Source organism: Streptosporangium fragile (assembly GCF_039534445.1).
In the GTDB taxonomy this organism is placed as follows: Bacteria; Actinomycetota; Actinomycetes; order Streptosporangiales; family Streptosporangiaceae; genus Streptosporangium; species Streptosporangium fragile.
On the sequence record NZ_BAAAVI010000029.1, the window covers coordinates 13,129 to 33,989 of the forward strand.

15 protein-coding genes are annotated in these 20,861 nt (G+C 71.3%); 9 read left to right on the plus strand and 6 right to left on the minus strand.

Features of this window, described 5'->3' with window-relative positions:
* Complete coding sequence (locus ABD841_RS20380) at positions 1–477, minus strand: hypothetical protein (protein ID WP_344973945.1); 477 nt, start codon at positions 475–477, stop codon at positions 1–3.
* A 169-nt stretch (positions 478–646) separates the two neighbouring features.
* Here ABD841_RS20380 and ABD841_RS20385 point away from each other — a divergent pair, with 169 nt between their 5' ends.
* Both ABD841_RS20385 and ABD841_RS20390 read left to right on the plus strand, forming a co-directional pair.
* A complete protein-coding gene (locus tag ABD841_RS20385; protein ID WP_344973948.1) occupies positions 647–2,086 on the plus strand; it encodes an amino acid permease in 1,440 nt (479 codons plus the stop codon).
* Between the two features lie 138 nt (positions 2,087–2,224).
* Entirely contained in the window at positions 2,225–2,884 is a 660-nt protein-coding gene (locus ABD841_RS20390; RefSeq protein ID WP_344973951.1) for a class I SAM-dependent methyltransferase, read from the plus strand.
* An 83-nt stretch (positions 2,885–2,967) separates the two neighbouring features.
* Here ABD841_RS20390 and ABD841_RS20395 read toward each other — a convergent pair whose 3' ends face one another.
* Both ABD841_RS20395 and ABD841_RS20400 read right to left on the minus strand, forming a co-directional pair.
* Positions 2,968–5,754, minus strand: a complete 2,787-nt coding sequence (locus ABD841_RS20395; RefSeq protein WP_344973954.1) for a helix-turn-helix transcriptional regulator — start codon at positions 5,752–5,754, stop codon at positions 2,968–2,970.
* A gap of 199 nt (positions 5,755–5,953) precedes the next feature.
* Positions 5,954–7,324 carry an FAD-binding protein gene (locus ABD841_RS20400; protein ID WP_344973956.1) on the minus strand — a complete coding sequence of 457 codons (1,371 nt, stop codon included), beginning with the start codon at positions 7,322–7,324 and terminating at the stop codon, positions 5,954–5,956.
* 585 nt (positions 7,325–7,909) lie between these two features.
* Here ABD841_RS20400 and ABD841_RS20405 point away from each other — a divergent pair.
* Entirely contained in the window at positions 7,910–9,337 is a 1,428-nt protein-coding gene (locus tag ABD841_RS20405) for a tryptophanase (protein WP_344973959.1), read from the plus strand.
* A gap of 211 nt (positions 9,338–9,548) precedes the next feature.
* Here ABD841_RS20405 and ABD841_RS20410 read toward each other — a convergent pair whose 3' ends face one another.
* Complete coding sequence (locus tag ABD841_RS20410; protein WP_344973962.1) at positions 9,549–10,730, minus strand: acyl-CoA dehydrogenase family protein; 1,182 nt, start codon at positions 10,728–10,730, stop codon at positions 9,549–9,551.
* Positions 10,731–10,791: 61 nt separating this feature from the next.
* On the opposite strand from ABD841_RS20410, the gene ABD841_RS20415 reads away from it, so the two are divergent.
* On the plus strand, positions 10,792–11,403 hold the full coding sequence (locus ABD841_RS20415; protein WP_344973965.1) for a TetR/AcrR family transcriptional regulator: 612 nt from the start codon (positions 10,792–10,794) through the stop codon (positions 11,401–11,403).
* Here ABD841_RS20415 and ABD841_RS20420 read toward each other — a convergent pair.
* Positions 11,400–12,104 (minus strand): HAD family hydrolase, encoded by a 705-nt coding sequence (locus ABD841_RS20420; RefSeq protein ID WP_344973968.1) that lies wholly within the window; start codon positions 12,102–12,104, stop codon positions 11,400–11,402. The two genes, ABD841_RS20415 and ABD841_RS20420, sit on opposite strands and share 4 nt — an antisense overlap.
* Before the next feature lie 119 nt (positions 12,105–12,223).
* Between ABD841_RS20420 and ABD841_RS20425 the strand changes: the two genes are divergently transcribed.
* Positions 12,224–13,249, plus strand: coding sequence for an LLM class flavin-dependent oxidoreductase (locus ABD841_RS20425; RefSeq protein ID WP_344973971.1), 1,026 nt, complete (start codon positions 12,224–12,226; stop codon positions 13,247–13,249).
* A 72-nt stretch (positions 13,250–13,321) separates the two neighbouring features.
* Positions 13,322–14,290 carry an endonuclease/exonuclease/phosphatase family protein gene (locus tag ABD841_RS20430; RefSeq protein ID WP_344973973.1) on the plus strand — a complete coding sequence of 323 codons (969 nt, stop codon included), beginning with the start codon at positions 13,322–13,324 and terminating at the stop codon, positions 14,288–14,290.
* 34 nt (positions 14,291–14,324) lie between these two features.
* Here the strand turns inward: ABD841_RS20430 and ABD841_RS20435 are convergent, their stop codons facing one another.
* Positions 14,325–15,629, minus strand: coding sequence for an MFS transporter (locus tag ABD841_RS20435; protein ID WP_344973975.1), 1,305 nt, complete (start codon positions 15,627–15,629; stop codon positions 14,325–14,327).
* A gap of 509 nt (positions 15,630–16,138) precedes the next feature.
* On the opposite strand from ABD841_RS20435, the gene ABD841_RS20440 reads away from it, so the two are divergent.
* From ABD841_RS20440 to ABD841_RS20450, 3 genes are all read left to right on the plus strand, one after another.
* Complete coding sequence (locus tag ABD841_RS20440; RefSeq protein WP_344973978.1) at positions 16,139–16,621, plus strand: OsmC family protein; 483 nt, start codon at positions 16,139–16,141, stop codon at positions 16,619–16,621.
* A gap of 427 nt (positions 16,622–17,048) precedes the next feature.
* Positions 17,049–18,857, plus strand: coding sequence for an ABC transporter ATP-binding protein (locus ABD841_RS20445; RefSeq protein ID WP_344973981.1), 1,809 nt, complete (start codon positions 17,049–17,051; stop codon positions 18,855–18,857).
* Complete coding sequence (locus tag ABD841_RS20450) at positions 18,854–20,722, plus strand: ABC transporter ATP-binding protein (RefSeq protein ID WP_344973984.1); 1,869 nt, start codon at positions 18,854–18,856, stop codon at positions 20,720–20,722. Before ABD841_RS20445 ends, ABD841_RS20450 begins: the two co-directional genes overlap by 4 nt.
* Positions 20,723–20,861: the final 139 nt, after the last annotated feature.

Sequence of the window (20,861 nt, forward strand, 5' to 3'; positions counted from 1 at the left end):
TCAGCGCGGCCCGCCGACACCCGGCCCGTCGTCGCCGCCCGGCTCATCGGTGCCGCCGGGCGGACCGGCCGCGTCGGGGTCCGCCTCCTCCGCGGCCCGGATCGCGTCGTCCCAGGGCGACCCGGCCTCCCGGCCCGGCACGTCGGCGGGCCCGCCGGGAGCGCCGGGCTCGTCGGGCGGCTGGAGGAGCTGCCGGACGACCGGTGTGTCGAGGAAGGAGGAGACGGCCTCGACCATCCCCTCCCCCAGGGGGCGGAAGGCGTCCACCACCGCCTGTGCCGGGGCGCCGAAGCGGGTGCCGAGCTCGTGGAGGAAGTCGTCCAGGAACTCCGGCAGGGGCGGCACCGGCAGGCCGAGCTGGTGACGCGGCGCCGCCTTCTCCGGCGGCGACCAGCGCATGGAATCGTCGCTCATCGCGAGCCACTCGTCGACGGCTCCGTCGATGGAGTCGAGCACGTGATCGGGATCGTCCGGCATGGCGGCTCCCCCCGTCGCTGGGATCCGATAACACGACGGTACCTCGCTCCGCCCCAGCCGGGCAGTGGCCGCGAGGGCCTCACCCCCCGTGAGGGCGTAAACGCCGTTCGTTAGGCTGGATAACGCGTCAAGGCAGTCCACTGCGGCCGTCCTGCGGGGGGGATGTGTCATGGCCGTGACCAGTCCGGGCTCAGGTGTGTTCCGCCGCAAGCCCATCGAGCACATCGAAGAGCCCGAAGGCGCCCGGAGCGAGCAGCTCAGCCGCGTGCTGGGGCTGTGGCAGCTCACCGCGATCGGGGTGGGCGGCATCATCGGGGCGGGCATCTTCGCGCTCGCGGGCGCCGTCGCCAACGGCACGGCCGGCCCCGCCGTCGTGGTCTCCTTCCTGGTCGCGGGGGTGGCGAGCGCGGCGGCGGCGTTCTCGTACGCGGAGTTCGCCGGGCTGATCCCGAAGGCCGGGTCGGCGTACACCTACGGCTACGCGGTCCTGGGCGAGCTGGCCGGCTGGTTCATCGGCTGGGACCTGCTGCTGGAGTACACGGCGATCGTCGCGGTCGTCGCCATCGGCATCTCCGGCTACTTCTCGTTCCTCCTGACCGACCTGGGGATCGGGCTGCCCGCCTGGATGCTGGGCGCGCCCGGGACGGGCGAGGGGCACCGGGTCGACCTGTTCGCCGCCCTGCTCTGCCTGCTGATCGCCTACCTGCTGAGCCTCGGCATCCGCAGCGCGGCCCGCTTCGAGGTGGCCGTCGTCGTGCTGAAGGTCGCCGTGGTGCTGCTGGTCATCATCGCCGGCGCCTTCTACGTCAACCCCGCCAACTACGTCCCGTTCTTCCCGTACGGCGTCGGCGGCGCGCTCACCGGCGCGGCCACGGTCTTCTTCGCCGTCTTCGGCTACGACGCCATGAGCACCGCGGCCGAGGAGTCCAAGGACGCCAAGCGCCACATGCCGAAGGCGATCATCTACTCGCTCGTCATCTCGATGGTGCTCTACGTGCTGGCCTGCCTGGTCCTGACCGGGATGCAGAGGTACGACCGGATCGACAAGGAGAGCGGCTTCTCCACGGCGTTCCAGTCGGTCGGCCTGCGGTTCCTGGCCGACGTGATCGCCGTCGGGGCGATCGTCGGCATCCTCACCGTCATGTTCACGTTCCTGCTCGGCGTGACCCGCGTGTGGTTCTCGATGAGCCGCGACGGCCTGCTGCCGAGGTGGTTCGCCAAGACGCACCCGACGCGGCACGTGCCGACGCGCGTGACCTGGATCGCCGGCGTCATCTCCGCGATCATCGCCGGTTTCCTCCCGATCGCGGAGGCGGCCGAGCTGACCAACATCGGCATCCTGCTCGCCTTCGTGGTGGTGTGCGCGGCGGTGATCGTGCTCCGCTACCGCCACCCCGAGCTGCCCCGGACCTTCCGCTGCCCCGGGGTGCCGGTGGTGCCCGCGATCGGGATCTTCTTCTCCCTCTGGCTGATCACCTTCCTGCGCTGGGAGACCTGGGCGCGCTTCGCGATCTGGTTCGTCATCGGCATGATCGTGTACTTCACGTACTCCTACCGGCACTCCGCGCTCGCCGGGGCGCGTCCCACGGCCCGCGGCGAGGGCCGCTGACGCCCCCGTCCCCGGTCCGGCGGCGTGGAAGGGCCGGGGCGGGGCCCCGGGACGACGATGAGGAATCTTGGAACAGAACATATGGATCATCGCCCGCGAAACTGGCATACCCTCTTCAACTGGGGGAATGAGCTGGCGGTGCTCTATCGAACCCGTGCCGCGACCGGCGACACCCGCACCTTCCTCAGCGCGATCGTGCGCCACCCGCACCAGTTGGGGGCGATCGCCCCCAGTTCGAAGGCCGTCGCCCGGCTGGCCGCGTCCGTCGTCCCCGACACGCCCGGAGCCGTCGTGGTGGAGCTCGGCGCCGGCGGCGGGGTGATCAGCGACGCGATCCGCGACCGCCTGCCGCCGGGCGGGCGGCAGATCGCCGTGGAACTCAACGACGACATGGTCCGCCACCTGCGGCGCAGCCGCCCCTGGCTGGAAGTGGTCCCCGGCGACGCGGGCGACCTGGGCGACCTGCTCACGCGGGCGGGGGTGACACGGGCGGACGCGGTCGTCTCCTCGCTGCCCTGGACCCTGTTCGACGACCCGCAGCAGGAGCACGTCCTCGGCGAGATCGCGGCCTCGCTCGTCCCCGGCGGGAGGTTCAGCACCGTCACGACGCTGGCCGTGATGCCCATCCCCCGGTTCCGCCGGTTCCGCACCCTGCTGGACCGCACCTTCGCCACCGTCGGCACCCTGGGCCCGGTCTGGCACAACATCCCGCCCGCCCTGGTCTACACCGGCACCCGGGCGGCCGCCGCCGGACGGCCCGAAAAGGCGGGCCGGGACCTGCCGGAGCCGCGCCGGTAGGGCCGCCGGACGCCGCGCTCCGGGCGGTGGCACGCGCCGGAGACCACCGGCCGGGCGGCGGCCCGGCCGCCGTCACCGCGTGGTCAGGACAGGGCCGGGCGGCTGCCGACGCCCTGCATGTGATCCCGCAGCCGCCGGCGGCTGTTGATCCCCAGCTTTCCGTAAATGTTTCGCAGGTGATAGTCGACGGTGTGCATGCTGATGAAGAGTTCGGCTGCGATCTCCTTATTGGTCAGGCCGTTGCCCACGAGATGCGCGACATGGCGTTCGCGCTCCGTCATCCCCTCAAGTTTGTCGGCCTGAGACGATTCGAAGTGCTCCCCTTCCGCGAGCAGCCCCTCGCACCGCCGGGCGAACGGGAACGCGGTGATCGCCATGAACCGGTCGCGCGCCGTGGTCAGCCATGTGCGCCCTTCACCCCTCTCACCGGCGGCGAGCAGAGCCGCACCGTAACTGTGCTCGGCGGACGCGCGATGAATCGGGTTCTCGTCCGCGCGCACCGGGCTCTTCACGGCGGTCTCGTAAAGGCGCATGGCGGCCTGGCGATCACCGCTCCTCTCCATGAGCCTGCCGTGCAACCAGGATTCCGGAAGGCGGAGATAGGGGGTCTCCGCGGCGAGCGACTTCAGATGCTCCATGGCCTTCTCCGCCTCTGCCCTCCGGTCGCACTCGATGAGCGCCTCCGCGTGCAGGGGAACCCACCACAGTTCCAGCAGCCGCTGCCCCGCGGTGTCGGGTACGTCGAGCAGGGGACGCAGGGCGTCCAGCATCGACCGGTGGTCACCCGCGGCTTGGGAGATGGTGGCCTTCGCGATGACGGGCCAGGCCAGGCAGCTCACGCCGAGGAGGGACTCATCGGCGATCCGGGCGTACCTGCGCGCTGAGACCACGTCGCCGCGGCCCGCGTGAACACACGCGAGCAATCCGTACGAGTGTGCGTAGAGCCATGGCCTGCCCTCAGCCGACTGGACGACGATGGAGTTCCGGGCGCTGATCATCGCCTCGTCCCACACACCGGACAGATACCGGACGAGACCGAGGTGGACCTGTCCGAATTCGTCAAGCATGGACAGTCCGGCGATCTTCCCGAGCTCCAGGCCGGCCACGATGTCCTTCTCACCGGAGCGCAACTCTCCCGACAGGGCGCGGTAGATGCCGCGCCACATGAGCCGGTCCGCTTCGGAGTCCACCTCCGAGCGGCCTGCCGGGGCGTAGACGTCCTCCAGCTGCCGGAGAGCGGTCCGGGCTCCCCGAAAACCGGAACTGTACACCAAGTTGATCTTGGCGCGACGGGTGAAGTGCCGGCCCGTCGAGTTCATGCGCAGAACGTGCCGGGAGAAGCGCGCGGCCTCCTCTCCCCGCCCCTCGATGACACAGTGTGTTCCCAGCCAGACACCTGCCATGGCCGCGGCCCAGTCCATGCCCGGAACCGCCTCGGCCGATTCCATCGCTCGCGCCATCTGGCGTTCCGACGCGGCGGGGGCGCCCTGAGAGATCGCAAAGGCGGCGACGACCAGGTCACGCAGAGGTGTGGGCCCGCACGAACGCACTTCATGCATCAGCGGCTCCACCCGTGAGAACTTGTCGAGCCATATCAGGTAGGCGGCGGCGGTGAGCAGCAGCCGCTCACGCTGCTCCCGCGCGCCGACGAGGTCCGCGGCCCAGAGAAGGTAGGTCGCGGCGCGCTCCATGTCGCCGGCCTCGATCGCCTCCGTGGCGGCCTGCTCCAGATCCGAGGCGAGACGAGGCGAGGCTCCCGCGGCGGCGGCGACCTTGTGCCTCCAGCTGGACGTGCTGTCGACCAGGGGAGCCGCCGCAGCGTGCAGTTCCCGCAGCCGGCGCGCGGGGGTCGCGCTCAGAATCACGTCCCGCTGGAGTGCGTGCCGAAGCGACACGTGACGTATCAGACCGTCGGAACGGTGCCGGACCATACCCGCGTCGACCAGGGGCTGAACGGCGGCCGACATGTCTTCCACACCCGACAGACGGGCCGCGAACCTGAGCGGGGCCCAGCCGTCCAGGACAGCGAGCGCTTCGAGGAGGGCTCTGGAGTCCGCCGGCAGAATCTCGAACTGATGGCGCAGGGCAGCCGACAAAGGCTGCGGCACGGGAACGAGACCCGGCGCGACCGCGAGGCGCGGGGCGGCTGTTTCCGCCAGGACCGTCTGGAGATACAGGGGATGCCCGTGCGTGATCCGGTGCAGGCGCTCCGCCGTCCCCGGCGGGGGAGAATGTCCTCCGGCGCTCCCTTCCACCCACTCCACGACATCTTCCAGGGAAAGAGCGTCCAGCACCAGACGATGACCGTTCGGAACACCGAGTATCAGTCGCCGCCAGTCGCACGCGCTCCTCGGGAGGGCCGCCTCTTCGGTCCTCAGGGCGAAGACGAGGAGGACGCGGTCGGCCCAGAGGCGTCGCATCACGAAAGCCAGAACTCGCTGCGACAACTCGTCGGTCCAGCTCATGTCGTCGACGACGACGGCCACCGGTCTCGCCGCCTGGAGCTCGTCCAGCAGGCGAATGAACTGGGCCCCGACCGAGAACGGCGAGGTGCTGTCCCCGGAGGATGGGAAAAGGGCGCCCCTCCCGAGGAGCGGGAATTCCGCGAGCCAAGCATCCGGCACGTTCCTGGTCAGCTGGCCGATGACTCCGAACGGAAGGTCCGTCTCGGTCCTGTCCCCGGTGGCCTGCAACACCAGGAAATCCCCCAGGTCCTGAAGCAACCTGTTGATGAGGGATGTCTTCCCGATCCCCGCCTCGCCCTCTATGAGCACCGCCCTGGCCCATCCCGATCGGACGCTCCGCGCGTACTCCGAGAAGAGCAGGATTTCATCCCGCCGCCCGAAGAACCGGGCGGGCTCGCCGAGCACCTCGTCGCCGTCTCCCTTCCGCGGTCCGGGCAGGGAGCGGGGACCGGCGACGGATATTCCTTTCCCAAGGTCGGCGAGGCGTTCTTCCATAAATCGTGTGCACCATTTTCCCAGTGTGGCCGGACGGGCATCGGAGACTTCCGCCGTTACGCGCGGGCCCCCGGTTCGTCACCGCGGGTGCCGGAATACGGTGACGGCATCAGAATATTCCGGGGCCCGGCGTGAGGATGCCGCCGGGGTCGTATCTCCTCTTCGCATCAGAGAATTCTTCCCATGCCGATCCGTATCGATCCCTCCACTGATCTCCGGACAGTATCAGGGGAGCATTCGGGTAATGCGTTCCACCCCACTTCCTGGCTCGTTCGTACAGGGATCTGTTATGGGCGATCGCGATCTCCGAGAAATCCCTTTCCACTGATTTCAGGATGCCGAACAGGAAACACCTGTTTTCCTGCTCGGGCACGCGGAACAGGGGAAGCCCGAGCCGTCTCCTGTCAAGGGCGTAGAAGAGCACGGGAAAGTAATGGTCGACCTCTCCCGGGCTGACCTCGGCCAGGGCCTCGGCGGCGAAACCCCGGATCTCGGAGGCCGGCACGAAGATGTCGCTCCACGCGTGGGAGCGCTCACGGAGACCTTTCTCCTCGATCTCGGCCATCTGCGGCCCCATCCTCATCGCCCAGTCACGGTAGGGGATCTCGACAACGGACACCGAACCGGGAGCGGTGTCCAGCCCTGCCAGGACGTGGTCATCGTCCGGGCGGGCGGAGGGCGTGACGAAGGAGACCAGCTGAAGGCGGTGATTCCATCGCGATCCACCGTCACCCGGGAGCGCCAGACCGAGAACGTAGTCGGCCCGACCGTCATCAACGGCGATCATGTGATTCGAGAGCTGGTCCGCCACCCGGTCGTAGGAGAGTTCGTATACGCGCACGTGTGTGGGCGACGGCACGAGGCGGACGGTCGCCCGCACGATGATCCCACATTGGCCGAGCCCGCCGAGCACCGCCTCGAACAGATCCTTCCGGATCGATCGGGAGCAGGTGACCAGTTCGCCTGCGCCGGTGACGACCTGCACTTCCAAGGTGTTGTCTATCTGCAGCCCGTGCCGGAAGGCGCTGCCGCCGATTCCCCCCATGGACAGCGTTCCGCCGACGCTGATCCCCAGGAAGTCCGTGAGCACCGGAGGCGTGAGACCATGGGGAAGAGTCCGGTCGACCACTTCGTCCCACAGGATTCCGGCACCGACGGTGACGCGGTCCTTCTCCAGGGAGTGGACGGCGGAGAGCCCGCCCGTCTCCAGCACGATGCCCCCGGTGACCTGCGACTGGCCTCCGAGCGAATGCCCTTGACCGCGTGGCGCGACGGGGATCCCGCGCTCCCGGCAGAATTTCACCACTGTGATGACGTCGTCGACGTCGTGCGGCCGGACCACTGCGGCAGGCCGGCTTCTGACGAGACGGCCGAAGTCCCGGGACACGTTCTCAAGGGCATGCGGAGCGACGGTCAGGGAGCCGCGGAGACGTTCTCCGAGCAGGCGCAGCGGATCGCCCGGAGGCGGCGACTGTGACATGTGATCTCTCCGGCGTTTTTCATGTGGGGCGCGCGGCAATCGAGCGGGGGCACCGGCCGACCGGGAACAGAACAGACCTCGGATATGGAAAGCCCGGGCAGTTCAACACCGTCCGCATGCGGCATCGTCACAGAGCCGGCCGCGACGCACCCCACGCGAAATACGTAGTCGCCCCGGCCGTCGTGGACATAACCGGAGCGCCGGACGGTCACTAGAGAAGTCCAAGAATGCGCAGAACGGTCTCCTGGCGATTTCCAATGACGCCGCCGGAACATGGCCACGCGAACCGCGAGAGAACTCACCTGCATCGGAGTAGCCGATTGGAACCCCCGGCATGCGCAGAGAACTCCGGGCAGGGCCGCCTCCCGGGTATCCGCACTGCCTCCCCTGACGACGGCGTGGGCCGACGGGGGCCGACGGAACGGAGGCGGAGTCCGTGTGCGGGATGAGCCGGGACGACCGCCGCCGTGCCCGCTCCCCCGTTCAACCGGCCTTCTTTTCCTTGGCGCCGCGCGGTCTCGGATCCGGCGGCAGCCATGTCATGCACCTGTTGGTCTCAGCGCACATATGAGATGGGAAAAACGAATGAGCGATCGACGCGGGCAGGTGTCCTGGGAACACGTCCCGGAACCGTACCGGGCGAAAGTCATCGAATCCATCCGGCTTCCATCGAAGGCCGAGCGGGAGGCGCGGCTGAGGGAGGCCGGCTACAACCCGTTCTACCTCAAGTCCCAGGACATCTATGTCGATCTCCTGACGGACAGCGGCACGGGAGCCATGAGCGACGCCCAGTGGGCCGCGCTGATGCTCGGCGACGAAACATACGCGGGCTCGCGCAGCTACGACGTCTTCGAACGGACGGTTCGGGACATCACCGGATACGAACATGTCGTACCGGTGCATCAGGGCCGCGCGGGAGAACACCTGGTGATGGAGAGCCTCGTCAAACCGGGTGACATCGTGCTCAGCAATACGCTCTTCGACACGACCCGTACCCATGTCGAACAGCGGGGCGGGCTTCCCGTCGATCTGCTGGCCGACATCGCGTGGGACTACGACCACCCGCATCCGTTCAAGGGAAATTTCGATCTCGACAAGCTCCGGGCGGCGCTCGAACATCACCGTGGCCGGGTGGCGGCCGTCGTCGCGACCGTCGTCAACAACCTCGCCTACGCTTCACCCGTCTCGCTCGACAACATGCGGAGCGTCCGTGAACTTGCTCGCCGATTCGGCGTCCCGGTATACATCGACGCGGCGAGGTTCGCGGAAAACGCCTGGCTGGTGACCCAGCGGCAGGACGACCAGCGGGGGCGCCCGGTCGCGGACGTCGCCCGCGAGTTCTTCTCCCTGGCGGACGGGTGCTGGATGAGCGCCAAGAAGGACGGCCTCGTGAACATCGGCGGCTTCGTCGCGGTCAGCGACGAGCATCTCGCGGACGAATGCCGCCAGCGGCTCGTGTTGTACGAGGGCTTCCCGACGTACGGCGGCCTCGCCGGGCGTGATCTGCAGGCCCTCTCGGTCGGGCTACGCGAAGGACTCGAATCGGATTACCTTCGTCACCGCACCGCGCAGGTCGAGTATCTCCATGACGGCCTGCGCGACGCCGGCGTGACGGTCTGCACTCCACCTGGCGGATCCGGCGTGTACGTCGACGTGGCAGCTCTCTACCCTCATCTCTCGCCGGAGGACAACCCGGGCATCACGGTGACGGCAGACCTCTACCTGCAGGGCGGCGTGCGGATGTCCGCGGGAGTGTTCGAGCTCACCACGGTCAATCCCGCTACCGGAAACCTCGTGAAGAGGGATTTCAGCTGCGCGCGGCTCGCACTGCCACGGCGTGTCTACGGCAGGGCCCATCTCGATCACGTCATCGGAACGATGCGGAAGGTCCTCGACGGCGCCGGCGGGGCGCCCGCCTACAAGCGCGTAAGCTCGCCACGCGTACTCGCCCACTTCTTCGCCCGGTACGAGCCCGTCCCGCCGGGTACGGGCTCTCGGCACTCCGTTCCGTAGAAGACGCCGGTGGGGGCCGGAACCGCCGGCCGCCGGAGCGGCGCGACGGCGGGACCGCGTCGGAGGGCCGCGATCCCGCCGTCGGGGATGTCCAGGCCGAGACCGGGGGTGCGTGACCCGGCTCCCGTTACGGGGAAGGGCCGGTCAGCCGGGCGCCGTCCATGCGGATCGTCCCGCCGCCGAATGATCGCCGCGGTGCCGTCGAGCCCCGTCAGCCGTGTTCCTTCCCCGGCACCGAGATGGTGCCCCGGTCGTCCCTGGCCAGCGCCCGGCCGATCACCATGCGCTGGATCTGGTTGGTGCCCTCGAAGATCTGCATGACCTTGGCCTCGCGCATGTAGCGCTCGACGGGGAAGTCCCGGGTGTAGCCGTACCCGCCGAGCACCTGGACCGCGTCGGTGGTGACCTTCATCGCGTTGTCGGTGGCGACCAGCTTGGCGATGGACGCCTCCCTGGTGAACGGCAGGCCCCGGTCCTTCAGCCTCGCCGCGTGCAGGGTGGTGGCGCGGGCGCTCTCGACGGCCGCGGCCATGTCGGCGAGGAGGAACGCCAGCCCCTGGTGGTCGATGATCTTCTTGCCGAAGGTCTCCCGCTCCTTGGCGTAGGCGACCGCGGCGTCGAGCGCCCCCTGGGCCAGGCCGGTGGCCACGGCCGCGATGCCGAGGCGCCCGGAGTCGAGCCCCTGCAGGGCGATCTTCAGGCCCTCGCCCTCGGCGCCGAGCCGGCGCTCGACCGGGACGCGGACGTCCTCCAGGCGCATGGTGGTCGTGTGCGATCCGGTGAGGCCCATCTTCCGCTCGGGCGGGTCGGCCACCAGCCCCGGGGTGCCGGCGGGGACGAGGAAGCAGGAGATCCCGGTCCGCTCGTCCGACGTCCGGGCCATCACCTTGTAGAAGTCGGCCTGGCCGCCGTGCGTGGTCCAGGCCTTGGCGCCGTTGATCACGTACTCGTCGCCCTCGCGGCGGGCCCGGGTGCGCATCGCCGCCGGGTCGGAGCCCGCGTGGGCCTCGCTCAGGCAGTACGCGCCGAGCAACTCGCCGCCGAGCATGTCCGGCAGCCAGCGTCGCCGCTGCTCCTCGGTGCCGAAGGCGGCCAGGCCGAAGCAGGACAGCGCGTGCACGCTGACCCCGACGCCGACGCTGGACCACACGGCCCCGATCTCCTCCAGCACCTGCAGGTACACCTCGTAGGGCTGGCCGCCGCCGCCGTACTCCTCGGGATAGGGCAGGCCGAGCAGCCCCGCCCGGCCCAGGGTGCGGAAGACGTCGCGCGGGAAGGCCTCGGAGGCTTCGTCCCCGGCGGCCCTGGGGGCGAGTTCCTTCTGGGCGAGTTCGCGGACCAGCGCCATCAGGTCGGCGGCCTCGTCTGTCGGCAGGACGCGGGTTGCAGGCATGGGAGTCCTTAGGCTCGTACTGTTATGGGTACCAAAGTATCAATTCTGGTACTATCCCGGTATGGCCAGACCCCTCTCGGAGAAGTCGCGCGCACGGCGCGAGGAGATGATCGGCGAACTCCTCGCCCTGTTCCTGGCCGAGGGCTTCGCCGCGTTCAGCCTCGAGGAGCTGGCCCGGCGGCTGCGCTGCTCGAAGAGCACGCTCTACCTCGTCGCGTCGAGCAAGGAGCAGATCGTGGTCACCGTCGTGCGCGCGTTCTTCAAGGGCGCCGCCGCCCGGATCGAGGCCCGGGTCGCCGCGTCGGAGAACGCTCGGGAGCGGCTCGCCGACTACCTGGAGGCGGTCGCCGAGGAGTTGCGGCCGGCGTCGCCGGCGTTCCACGCGGACCTCGCCGCGTTCGCACCGGCGAGCGAGGTCTACCTGGACAACACCCGTGTCGCGGCCAGGCGGGTCCAGGACCTGGTCGCCGCGGGGGTCGAGGCGGGCGAGCTGCGTCCCGTCGACGCGTCGTTCGTGGGTGCCGCCGTGGGGCAGGTGATGGCCGCCATCCAGCGCGGCGAGATCGGGACGGCCACCGGCCTGGACGACGCCGAGGCCTACCGCCGGCTCGCCGACCTCGTCGTCTCGGGCCTCAGCCCGCTCCGCGACTCCGAGCCCGTGCCGGCAGGCTAGCCACCGAGCCTGCGGACGCCGAGCTCGTGGAGGCGTCCGAGCATGTCGGCCGGGTCGGCGTAGACGCGGAAGGCGGCGGCGCGTTCCAGCTCCTCCCGGCCGTAACCGCCGGAGAGCAGGCCGACCCCCAGCGCCCCGGCCCGGCGGGCGGCCAGCAGGTCCCACACGCTGTCGCCGACGACCATCGCGAAGCGCGGGTCGATCCGGAGCAGGGCGGCTCCGGCGAGGAAGAGGTCCGGGTCGGGCTTGGCGTGCCGTACCAGGTCACGGGTGACCATCGGCGTGTCGTCGGGGAGGCCCAGCATGCCGAGCGCGGGGCTCGCGGTCACCGCGCGGCCGCTGGTGGCGATCGCCCAGGGCACCTTGCGGGCCGTCAGCTCCGCCAGGAGCTCGGCCGCGCCGGGCAGCGGGCGGACCGAGTCGAGCTGCTCGGTGTAGGCCTCCGCGTGCGCCCACTGCAGGTCTTCGATCTGCTCCTGGCTCAGCGACAACCCCGTCTCCCGCAGCAGGGCGGTGACGAACAGGCCGCCGCTCATGCCGATCCGCCGGTGGATGCGCCAGACGGGCAGGTCGATGCCCAGCCCGGACAGCGCGGAGCGCCAGGCGATCACGTGCTGGTAGACGCTGTCGATGAGCGTCCCGTCCAGGTCGAAGAGGAAGGCCGGCGTCGGCGGCTCGGGATATGTCAGTTCCAGGTTCATGCCCTCATTGTTCAGAGGGGCCGACCTCCGCCGGAGGCCGGGGCTGCCCGCGGGGCAACCGGAATAAACATCCGTTTACCTGGGTTGCCGCGTCCATGGCTGAAGACAACATTCGTGGCGTGGCGCGCGGGTCCGCCGAATTCCCGCTCTCGGTCCTGGAACTGGCCGTCGTCGGGGCGGGTGTGACCCCCACCGAGACCCTGCGGGCGAGCACCGAGCTGGCCAGGCGTGCGGAGGAGTGGGGCTACCACAGGATCTGGGTCGCCGAGCATCACGGGATGCCTTCGGTGGCCAGTTCCTCCCCCGCGGTGTTGATCGCCCATCTGGCCGCGGCGACCACGACGATCCGGCTGGGCTCCGGAGGCGTGATGCTGCCCAACCACGCCCCCCTGATCGTCGCCGAGCAGTTCGGCACCCTGCACGCGCTTCACCCGGGCCGCATCGACCTCGGACTCGGCCGGGCCCCCGGCACCGATCCGGCCACCGCGCGGGCGCTGCGCCGGCACGGGCCGGACGCCGACGACTTCCCCGAGCAACTGGCCGAGCTGACCGCCTTCCTGGACGGCTCGTTCCCCGAGGGGCACCCGCTGGAGCGGGTCGTGGCGGTCCCCCGCTCCCCCGAGTCGGGCCGCCCGCCGATCTGGCTGCTCGGCTCCAGCGGCTTCAGCGCCCAGCTCGCCGGCATGCTCGGCCTGCCGTTCGCGTTCGCCCACCACTTCAGCGCGGACAACACCCTCCCGGCCCTGGAGCTGTACCGGTCGTCCTTCGAGCCGTCCGACGTGCTCGACCGGCCGTACGCGATGATCGGCGTGTCCGCGGTGGCCGCCGACACGTCCGCGCAGGCGCTGCGCCTGGCCCGCTCGGGCGGGCTGTCCATGATCCGGCTGCGCCGGGGCGCCCCGCAGCCCGTGCCCACGCCCGAGGAGGCCGAGGCCTACCCCTACAGCCCGGTCGAGCGGAACTTCCTGGACGACTACCTGTCCAAGGTGGTGCTCGGCGATCCGGGCGAGGTCCGGCAGGGCCTCGACGACCTGCGCAAGCGCACCGAGGCCGACGAGCTGATGATCACCACGATGGTGCACCACCCGGCGGACCGGATCCGCTCCTACGAGCTGATAGCCCGCGCCTACGATCTCGGTCGCTGACAGCCATATCTCCGCCGATAACCCAATAAATCTACGCATAATCTGCACAAGAGCCCGTTACGCTCCCGTTTCATGATCAATCCAAGGCGGAGATGGGTGAGCGTGCTGGTCTGGCTGCCGGTGCTGCCGTTCACGGTATGGGCGGTGCTCAGGGTCGGCGGCTGGACCCCGGCATGGCAGTGGGTCCCCCTGGTGGCGTTCACCCCGTACGTGGCGGCGGCCTCGGCGGTCCCGCTGCTCGCCGCCCTGGCGTCGCGCCGCCGGGCCGCGACGGCCGTCGCCCTGGTCACCTGCGTGACGCTGGCGGCGGCCGTGCTCCCCCGGCACTTCGGCGGCGACGAGCAGCCCGCGGCGGGCGGGCGGCTGCGGGTGCTCGCCACGAACCTGGCCGTGGGCGCGGGCGACACCGCGACCCTGATGAAGCTCGTGCGCGACCTCGACCCCGACGTGCTGGCCATCCAGGAGATCACCCCGGCGGCCCGCGACCGCCTGGACGAGGCCGGGCTCCGCACGACCATGCCGCACGTGGTTGACCGCGCGGTGGACGGCGTGTGGGGGTCCGCCATCTACGCCAGACACCCCATCACCGAGAAGCCGATGATCGAGAAGGGCAGGTTCCGCCAGGCCCGGGGGGTGCTGAAGCATCCGAGCGGCCACGAGATCGAGGTCGTCTCCGTCCACCCGTGCGCCCCCCGGTACGACTACAAGGTGCAGTGCTGGGCGGAGGGCCTGCAGGCGCTGCCCCGGGCCGGCGGGCGGCAACTGCGGGTGCTCGCCGGGGACTTCAACGCCACCCTCGACCACGGGCTCGTCCGCGACCTGCTGGCCGGCGGCTACCGGGACGCGGCCGACGTCACCGGGCTGGGGCTGACCGCGACCTGGCCGCAGCAGGGCTGGGAACCCGTCCCCGGCGTGGCCATCGACCACGTGTTCGCCGACTCCCGGATGACGATCAACACCTTCGGCGTCCACTCCCTGCCCCACACCGACCACCGCCCGGTCTTCGCCGAGCTCGGCCTGCCCCGCCACGCATCCGGCTGACCCGGGCCCGGCCCGCCACGGCCCGGCCGGCCGCTCACCCGCTCGGCTCCGCCCCGGCCTGTTCCGCCGCATCCTTCGCTTTCGTCGCATCCTCCGCTTCCGCCACGTCCGCCGCGGAGCCGGGCCGGGGCGGAGCCTCGTCCCGGCGGGTGCGGAAGGCGCCGAGGAACAGGGCGAGGGCGAGGACGGCGTACGGCAGCGCGGAGACGGTGAAGACCGTCGCGTGCCCGGTCACCTCCGAGGCCGCGGCGTAGGCGCCGTAGACGAGGACGGTGCCGAGGCCGGTGCCCAGCCCGGCGAGCGAGGTGACGGTGGCGCGGGCGTGACCCGTGATGCTCTCCTGCAGCCGCACGTCGGCCAGCACGCTCGCCAGCTGGAAGGCGCAGAAGGCCGCCGCGAGGGCGACGAACCCCGCCGCGGCCCCGCCGGCCGCCCCCGCGGCCAGGGCCAGGGCGCCGACACCGACGACCCCGGCGAGCGCCCGGTCCGTGAAACGCCGCCCGGTCACCGCCAGCGCGCCGCCGGCCGCGCCTCCCGCGGCGACCAGGAGCACCAGGAGCGGCACGATGGGCGCGGCGACACCGGTGTCCGCCGCGAGCAGCGGAATGTACTCCTCCAGCGCGCCCCACAGGACCGTCACCGCGGGCACCAGGAGCAGCGCCCGCCGGACCGGCCGGTGGGCACGCGCCTCGCGCAGGCCGTCGCGCAGGATCGCGGCGTGGCCGCGCAGCGACGTCGGCTCCCCGCCCGGCACGTGGTGCTCGGGGAAGGTCGTCGCGACGGCCGAGGCGAGCACGCACGCCAGCACGCTGGCGGCCCCCACCAGGGGGTAGCCGCCCAGCGCGAACACCGGGGCGGCCACGGCCATGGACGCCATGACGGCGCCGACGCCGACGGCGGTGGCGCGGCCCATCACCGCGGCGTAGCGGTCCGCGGCACCCAGGCGGTCGAGCTCGGTGTAGATCAGCGCCTCGGTCGCGCCCGACTGCAGCGCGCCCGCGGTGCCCCACAGCACGAAGCCCGCGGCGAAGGCCCAGTAGGAGGGCGCGAGCACCCACAGGGCGTAGCCCGCGGCGGTCAGCAGCGGCGCGAGGGCGAGCAGCCGGCGCCGCGAGACCGCGTCCGCCCACACCCCGGAGGGCACCTCCATCACGATGGAGGCGGCCGACCAGATCACGAAAAGTGAGGAGATCTCGGCGGTCGACAGACCTGTGCCGGCGAAGAGCAACGCGTAGAACGGATAGAGCAGAACGAACTCGTCGAGAAACGTGTAGGCGTAGAGCGTGACGGCCAGGCGCTTCGCGCGCGCGTCGGGCGCGCGGAACAGAGAAACGATCATGAGGTCCTTCTCACGGGGACTGCGCGGACTGGGGATGCGGGGCATCCCGGGGGTCCGCGGCAGCACGCGCCGCTCCGGCCTCGGGTAGAGCATCAATGTCGCCAGGTCATACCACCGATCCTACGGCCGCTCCCCCCGCCGCGGCTCCTCCTTTTCCGGCCGTCCGCGCCCCCCGCCGTCCGCGCCGCGGGCTTCCCGGCCGTCCCGTCCCCCGCCGTCCGCGCCCCCGGCGGCCCCGTGCCCTCCCGTCTGAGCCCCCGATCGCCCCTGCCGTACGGGACCCCGGCAGCCCCGCCCCTTTCCATCCGTGCCCCCGGCCGGATCGCCCGGCGGCGCTTTGGTATACATCGCAGATGGAGAGGCGGCGCGAGCCGCTGCCGTACGGGTGGCGGCCCACGAGGTCCCGGAGACCGCGGGCAGGGGGACGTCCCTTTCCGCGGCGGAGGCCGCCCGGGCGCATGCCATGGCGGCGCCGTCCCCGGCACGACCGATCGAAAAGGAGCAGCGCGTTGGGCAAGGAGCACGGCTACGAGGTCACGGTGCGCTGGACCGGGAACACCGGTTCCGGCACCGGCGGCTACCGCGCCTACGACAGGTCACACGACGTCCTCGCCGCGGGCAGGCCCGCCATCCTGGCGAGCGCCGACCCGGCCTTCCGGGGCGACCCGGAGCGCTGGAATCCCGAGGAGCTGCTGGTGGCCTCGCTCTCGCAGTGCCACATGCTCACCTACCTCGCGCTGTGCGCGCGCAACGGCGTCGTGGTGACCGGGTACGAGGATCTCGCCCGCGGGCGCATGGTGGAGACCCCCGGCGACAGCGGCCACTTCACCGAGGTCGTGCTCAACCCCGTGGTGACCGTCGCCGACGCCTCCATGGTGGACCTGGCCGGCGCGCTTCACGAGCGCGCGCACGCGGACTGCTTCATCGCGCGCTCGGTCAACTTCCCGGTCCGGCACGCCCCGGTCGTCCAGGTGGCGGGCGTCACCGTGTAGGACGCCATCGGGTAAGGGCGTCACGGCGCAACGGGCGGGGCGCGGCCCGGTCGGGTCGCCGGGCCGCGGCAGCCCCCGCCGGAGCCGGTGGGCACCGGGCGCGGCCGTCCCCCGGCACGGTCGAGACCGGGCGCGACCGGAACCGGACGCGGTGGGGCCAGGCGCACAGGGGCGTATCAGCGCAGGTCATCGGGGTATGTGACCCGTCGGCTACACGATGGGCGCCGTCAGACCAGTTGCCGCCGGGCTGCCGGGACACGGAAACTGGGACGTCGCCCGTGCCGTGCGGGTGACGGCGATCCGGCGGGGTGCCCACCGAGGGCGGTGGTGCGGAAGACCGATCGAAGGGGGGATGCGCGGCTCCGGCCTGCCACGTCACGATCGGCCGTCACTCCACCCGAGCCCCAAAGGAGCGTGCCGTCTGCCGATGCCCCCTGATACCGCATCCACCGACCCGGAGTCTCCCGACCGCGAACCACCATCCCCCCGGCAGCCCCGCCAGTGGCCGAACTCCCTGTGGCGCCTGAAATCGTACCTGCGCCCCTACGCCCTGCGCATGGCCCTGATCTGGATACCGGCCTTCGGCGCCGTCGGGATCGCCATCGTCATCCCGCTGATCGGCCGGGAGATCATCGACGGTCCCGTCGCCCGGGGCGACCACGGCGCCGTCCTCCCCCTCGCGCTGCTCGCCCTGGCGCTGGGCGCGGCGGAGGCCCTTCTGGTCTTCCTGCGGCGGTGGCTGCTGGCCGACGCCGTCCTGGGCCTGGAGACCAGGATCCGCGACGACCTCTACGAACACCTGCAGCGGCTGCCGATGGGCTTCCACGCCTCCTGGCAGTCGGGCCAGCTGCTCTCCCGCGCGACCACCGACCTGTCGGCGATCCGCCGCTTCCTCGGCTTCGGCCTGCTCTTCCTCGTCCTGATCACCGTGCAGATCGTCACGGTGACCGGGCTGCTCCTGCACATGTACTGGCCGCTCGGCCTGCTGGTGGTCGCCTCGGCGGTGCCGATCGTGGTCACCTCGTTCCGCTTCGAGCGCAGGTACATCGCCATATCCCGCAAGGTCCAGGACGAGCAGGGCGATCTCGCCACCGTCGTGGAGGAGTCGGCGGCCGGCATCCGGACGATCAAGGCGTTCGGCCGCGCCCGGCACGTCTCGGGTGTCTTCGGCGAGGGAGCGCGCAGGGTCTACCGGACCTCGATGGAGAAGGTGCGCCTGTCCGGCAGGTTCTTCACCTTCCTGGAGGTCGTCCCGAACGTCACCCTCGCGCTCGTGCTGCTGCTCGGCGCCCTGGCGGTCGGCGCGGGCACGCTGACCCTGGGCACGCTGGTGGCCTTCACCACGCTGATGCTCCAGCTCGTCTGGCCCATCTCCGCGCTGGGCCACATCCTGACCCTGGCCCAGGAGGCGATGACCGCGGCGGACCGGGTGCTGGAGGTGCTCGACACCGAGCCCGGGATCGTCGGCGGCACGCGGGTGATCGAACGCCCCCGCGGCCACCTGCGCTTCGAGGGCGCGGGCTTCGCCTTCCCCGGCTCCGCGGAGCCGGTGCTCCGCGACGTCTGGCTGGAGGTCCGCCCGGGCGAGACGGTCGCGGTGGTGGGCGCCACGGGGTCCGGCAAGACCACGCTGACCGCGCTGGTCCCCCGCCTGTACGACGTCAGCGCGGGCCGTGTCACGATCGACGGGGTCGACGTCCGCGACCTGCCGCTGCCCGTGCTGCGCTCGCTGGTGGCCACGGCCTTCGAGGAGCCGACGCTGTTCTCGATGAGCGTCCGGGAGAACCTCACGCTCGGCCGGCACGACGCGACCGAGGAGGAGATCGAGGCGGCGCTGCGCGTCGCCCAGGCCGGGTTCGTCCACCGGCTGCCCTGGGGCCTGGAGACCAGGATCGGCGAGCAGGGCCTGTCCCTGTCCGGCGGCCAGCGCCAGCGGCTGGCGCTGGCCCGCGCCGTCCTGACCCGCCCCCGGATCCTCGTCCTGGACGACACCCTGTCCGCGCTGGACGTGGAGACCGAGGCCCTGGTCGAGGAGGCGCTGCGGCACGTGCTGCGCGACGCCACCGGCATCGTCGTCGCCCACCGGGCCTCGACCGTGCTGCTCGCCGACCGGGTGGCCCTGCTGCTGGACGGGACGGTCGCGCACGTGGGGCGCCACGAGGAACTGATGGCGGACGTGCCCGAGTACCGGGCGCTGCTCTCGGCCGACCCGGACACCGAGGGGGTGATGCGGTGAGCGACACGGCCCTGGCCGGGGAGAAGGAGAAAGCGCAGGGGTGGCGCGGCGTCGCCGCGGAGGACCGGGACGAGGTGCCGGAGCGGGTGTCGTTCCTGCTGCGCAGCCGGTCCCGGCGGCTCCTGCGCGACCTGCTGCGGCCCTACCGCCGGAAGATCGCCCTCCTCGTCGCGGTCATCGTGACGTGCAACGCCGCCTCGCTCGCCATCCCGTACCTGGTGAAGGTGGGCATCGACGCGGGCATCCCGCCCATGGTCGCGGGCCGGGGGCCGGGCACGCTGGTCGCCGTCGTCGCGGCGATCCTGGCGGCGGCGGCCGTGCAGCTGGTGGCCCGGCGGGTGTTCATCGAGATGGCCGGCCGCATCGGCCAGAGCATCCTGCTGGAGCTGCGGCGGCGGGTCTTCGGGCACTTCCAGCGGCTCTCGCTGTCCTTCCACGACGAGTACACCTCGGGCCGGGTCGTCTCCCGGCTCACCTCCGACGTCGAGGCCATCTCGGAGATGCTGCAGTCGGGCTTCGACGGCCTCGTCACCGCGGTGCTGACGCTGGCCGGCACCGCGGTGCTGCTGCTCGCGCTGGATGTCCACCTGGGTCTGGTGGCGCTGCTCCCGCTCCCCGTCCTGGTGCTGTTCACCCGCTGGTTCCGGCGTCAGTCGAGCATCGTCTACCGCCGGAGCCGGGAGGCCGTGGCGCTGGTGATCGTCCACTTCGTGGAGTCGATGGCCGGCATGCGCGCGGTTCAGGCGTTCCGCAGGGAGCCGCGCAACCAGGAGATCTTCTCCCGGCTGAACGCCGACTACCGGGACGCCAACCTGCGGAGCATGCACCTGATCGCGATCTTCTCGCCGGGCGTCAAGCTGATCGGGAACGTGACGGTCGCGGCCGTCCTGCTCCACGGCGGCCTGCTGGCGATCGACGGGGAGGTCACGGTCGGGGTGCTCGCCGCGTTCCTGCTCTACCTGCGGCAGTTCTACGAGCCGATGCAGGAGATCAGCCAGTTCTATAACACGTTCCAGTCGGCGGGCGCGGCGCTGGAGAAGCTCTCCGGCGTGCTGGAGGAGCGCCCCTCGGTGGCCGAGCCGCGCGAGCCGGTGACGCTGGAGTCGCCGCGCGGGGCGGTCGCGTTCGAGGCCGTCGAGTTCTCCTATCTGGACGGCACCCCGGTGCTGCCCGGGCTCGACCTGGTGATCCCCGCCGGGCAGACGGTGGCGCTGGTCGGCACCACCGGGGCGGGCAAGACCACGCTGGCCAAGCTGGTCTGCCGTTTCTACGACCCGGTGGCCGGGCGGGTGCTGCTGGACGGGGTCGACCTGCGCGACCTCGGCGAGGAGACGCGGCACGCCGCGGTGGTCATGGTGACGCAGGAGAACTTCCTGTTCAGCGGCTCGGTGGCGGACAACGTCCGGTTCGGCAGGCCGGACGCCACCATGGCCGAGGTCGTGGCGGCGACCCGCTCGGTCGGCGCGCACGAGTTCGTCTCGGCGCTCCCCGAGGGGTACGACACGCAGGTCGGCAAGCACGGCGGCCGGCTGTCGGCGGGACAGCGGCAGCTCGTGGCGTTCGCCCGGGCGTTCCTCGCCGATCCCGCGGTGCTGATCCTCGACGAGGCCACGTCCAGCCTGGACGTGGCCGGCGAGCGGCTGGTGCAGCGGGCGATGCGGACGGTCCTGGCGGACCGGACGGCCCTGATCATCGCGCACCGGCTCTCGACCGTCGAGATCGCCGACCGGGTCCTGGTGATGGACGGCGGCAGGATCGTGGAGGACGGCCCGCCCGGTGAGCTCGTCGCGCGGGCGGGCCGCTTCGCCGGCCTGCACCGTGCCTGGCTGGACAGCATCTCCGACCGCAGGGACGCGCCCGGCTGATCCGGCGTGGCCCCGGGGCGCCGTCACCGGCCGGTGACGGCGCCCCGGGGCACCGGACGGGACATCGCGCTCCGGGGGCTCCGCGGCTCCCACCGGGAACCGACAGAACTCCTTATGGCGTAAGGTATTCATCTATCGA

Excerpts from the sequence above, each read along its gene's own strand:
- ABD841_RS20400 (WP_344973956.1), bottom strand. The coding sequence starts at position 7,324 with ATGTCACAGTCGCCGCCTCCGGGCGATCCGCTGCGCCTGCTCGGAGAA.
- ABD841_RS20380 (WP_344973945.1), bottom strand. The coding sequence starts at position 477 with ATGCCGGACGATCCCGATCACGTGCTCGACTCCATCGACGGAGCCGTC.
- ABD841_RS20410 (WP_344973962.1), bottom strand. The coding sequence starts at position 10,730 with ATGCCTGCAACCCGCGTCCTGCCGACAGACGAGGCCGCCGACCTGATG.
- ABD841_RS20405 (WP_344973959.1), top strand. The coding sequence starts at position 7,910 with ATGAGCGATCGACGCGGGCAGGTGTCCTGGGAACACGTCCCGGAACCG.
- ABD841_RS20435 (WP_344973975.1), bottom strand. The coding sequence starts at position 15,629 with ATGATCGTTTCTCTGTTCCGCGCGCCCGACGCGCGCGCGAAGCGCCTG.
- ABD841_RS20420 (WP_344973968.1), bottom strand. The coding sequence starts at position 12,104 with ATGAACCTGGAACTGACATATCCCGAGCCGCCGACGCCGGCCTTCCTC.
- ABD841_RS20415 (WP_344973965.1), top strand. The coding sequence starts at position 10,792 with ATGGCCAGACCCCTCTCGGAGAAGTCGCGCGCACGGCGCGAGGAGATG.
- ABD841_RS20385 (WP_344973948.1), top strand. The coding sequence starts at position 647 with ATGGCCGTGACCAGTCCGGGCTCAGGTGTGTTCCGCCGCAAGCCCATC.
- ABD841_RS20445 (WP_344973981.1), top strand. The coding sequence starts at position 17,049 with ATGCCCCCTGATACCGCATCCACCGACCCGGAGTCTCCCGACCGCGAA.
- ABD841_RS20430 (WP_344973973.1), top strand. The coding sequence starts at position 13,322 with ATGATCAATCCAAGGCGGAGATGGGTGAGCGTGCTGGTCTGGCTGCCG.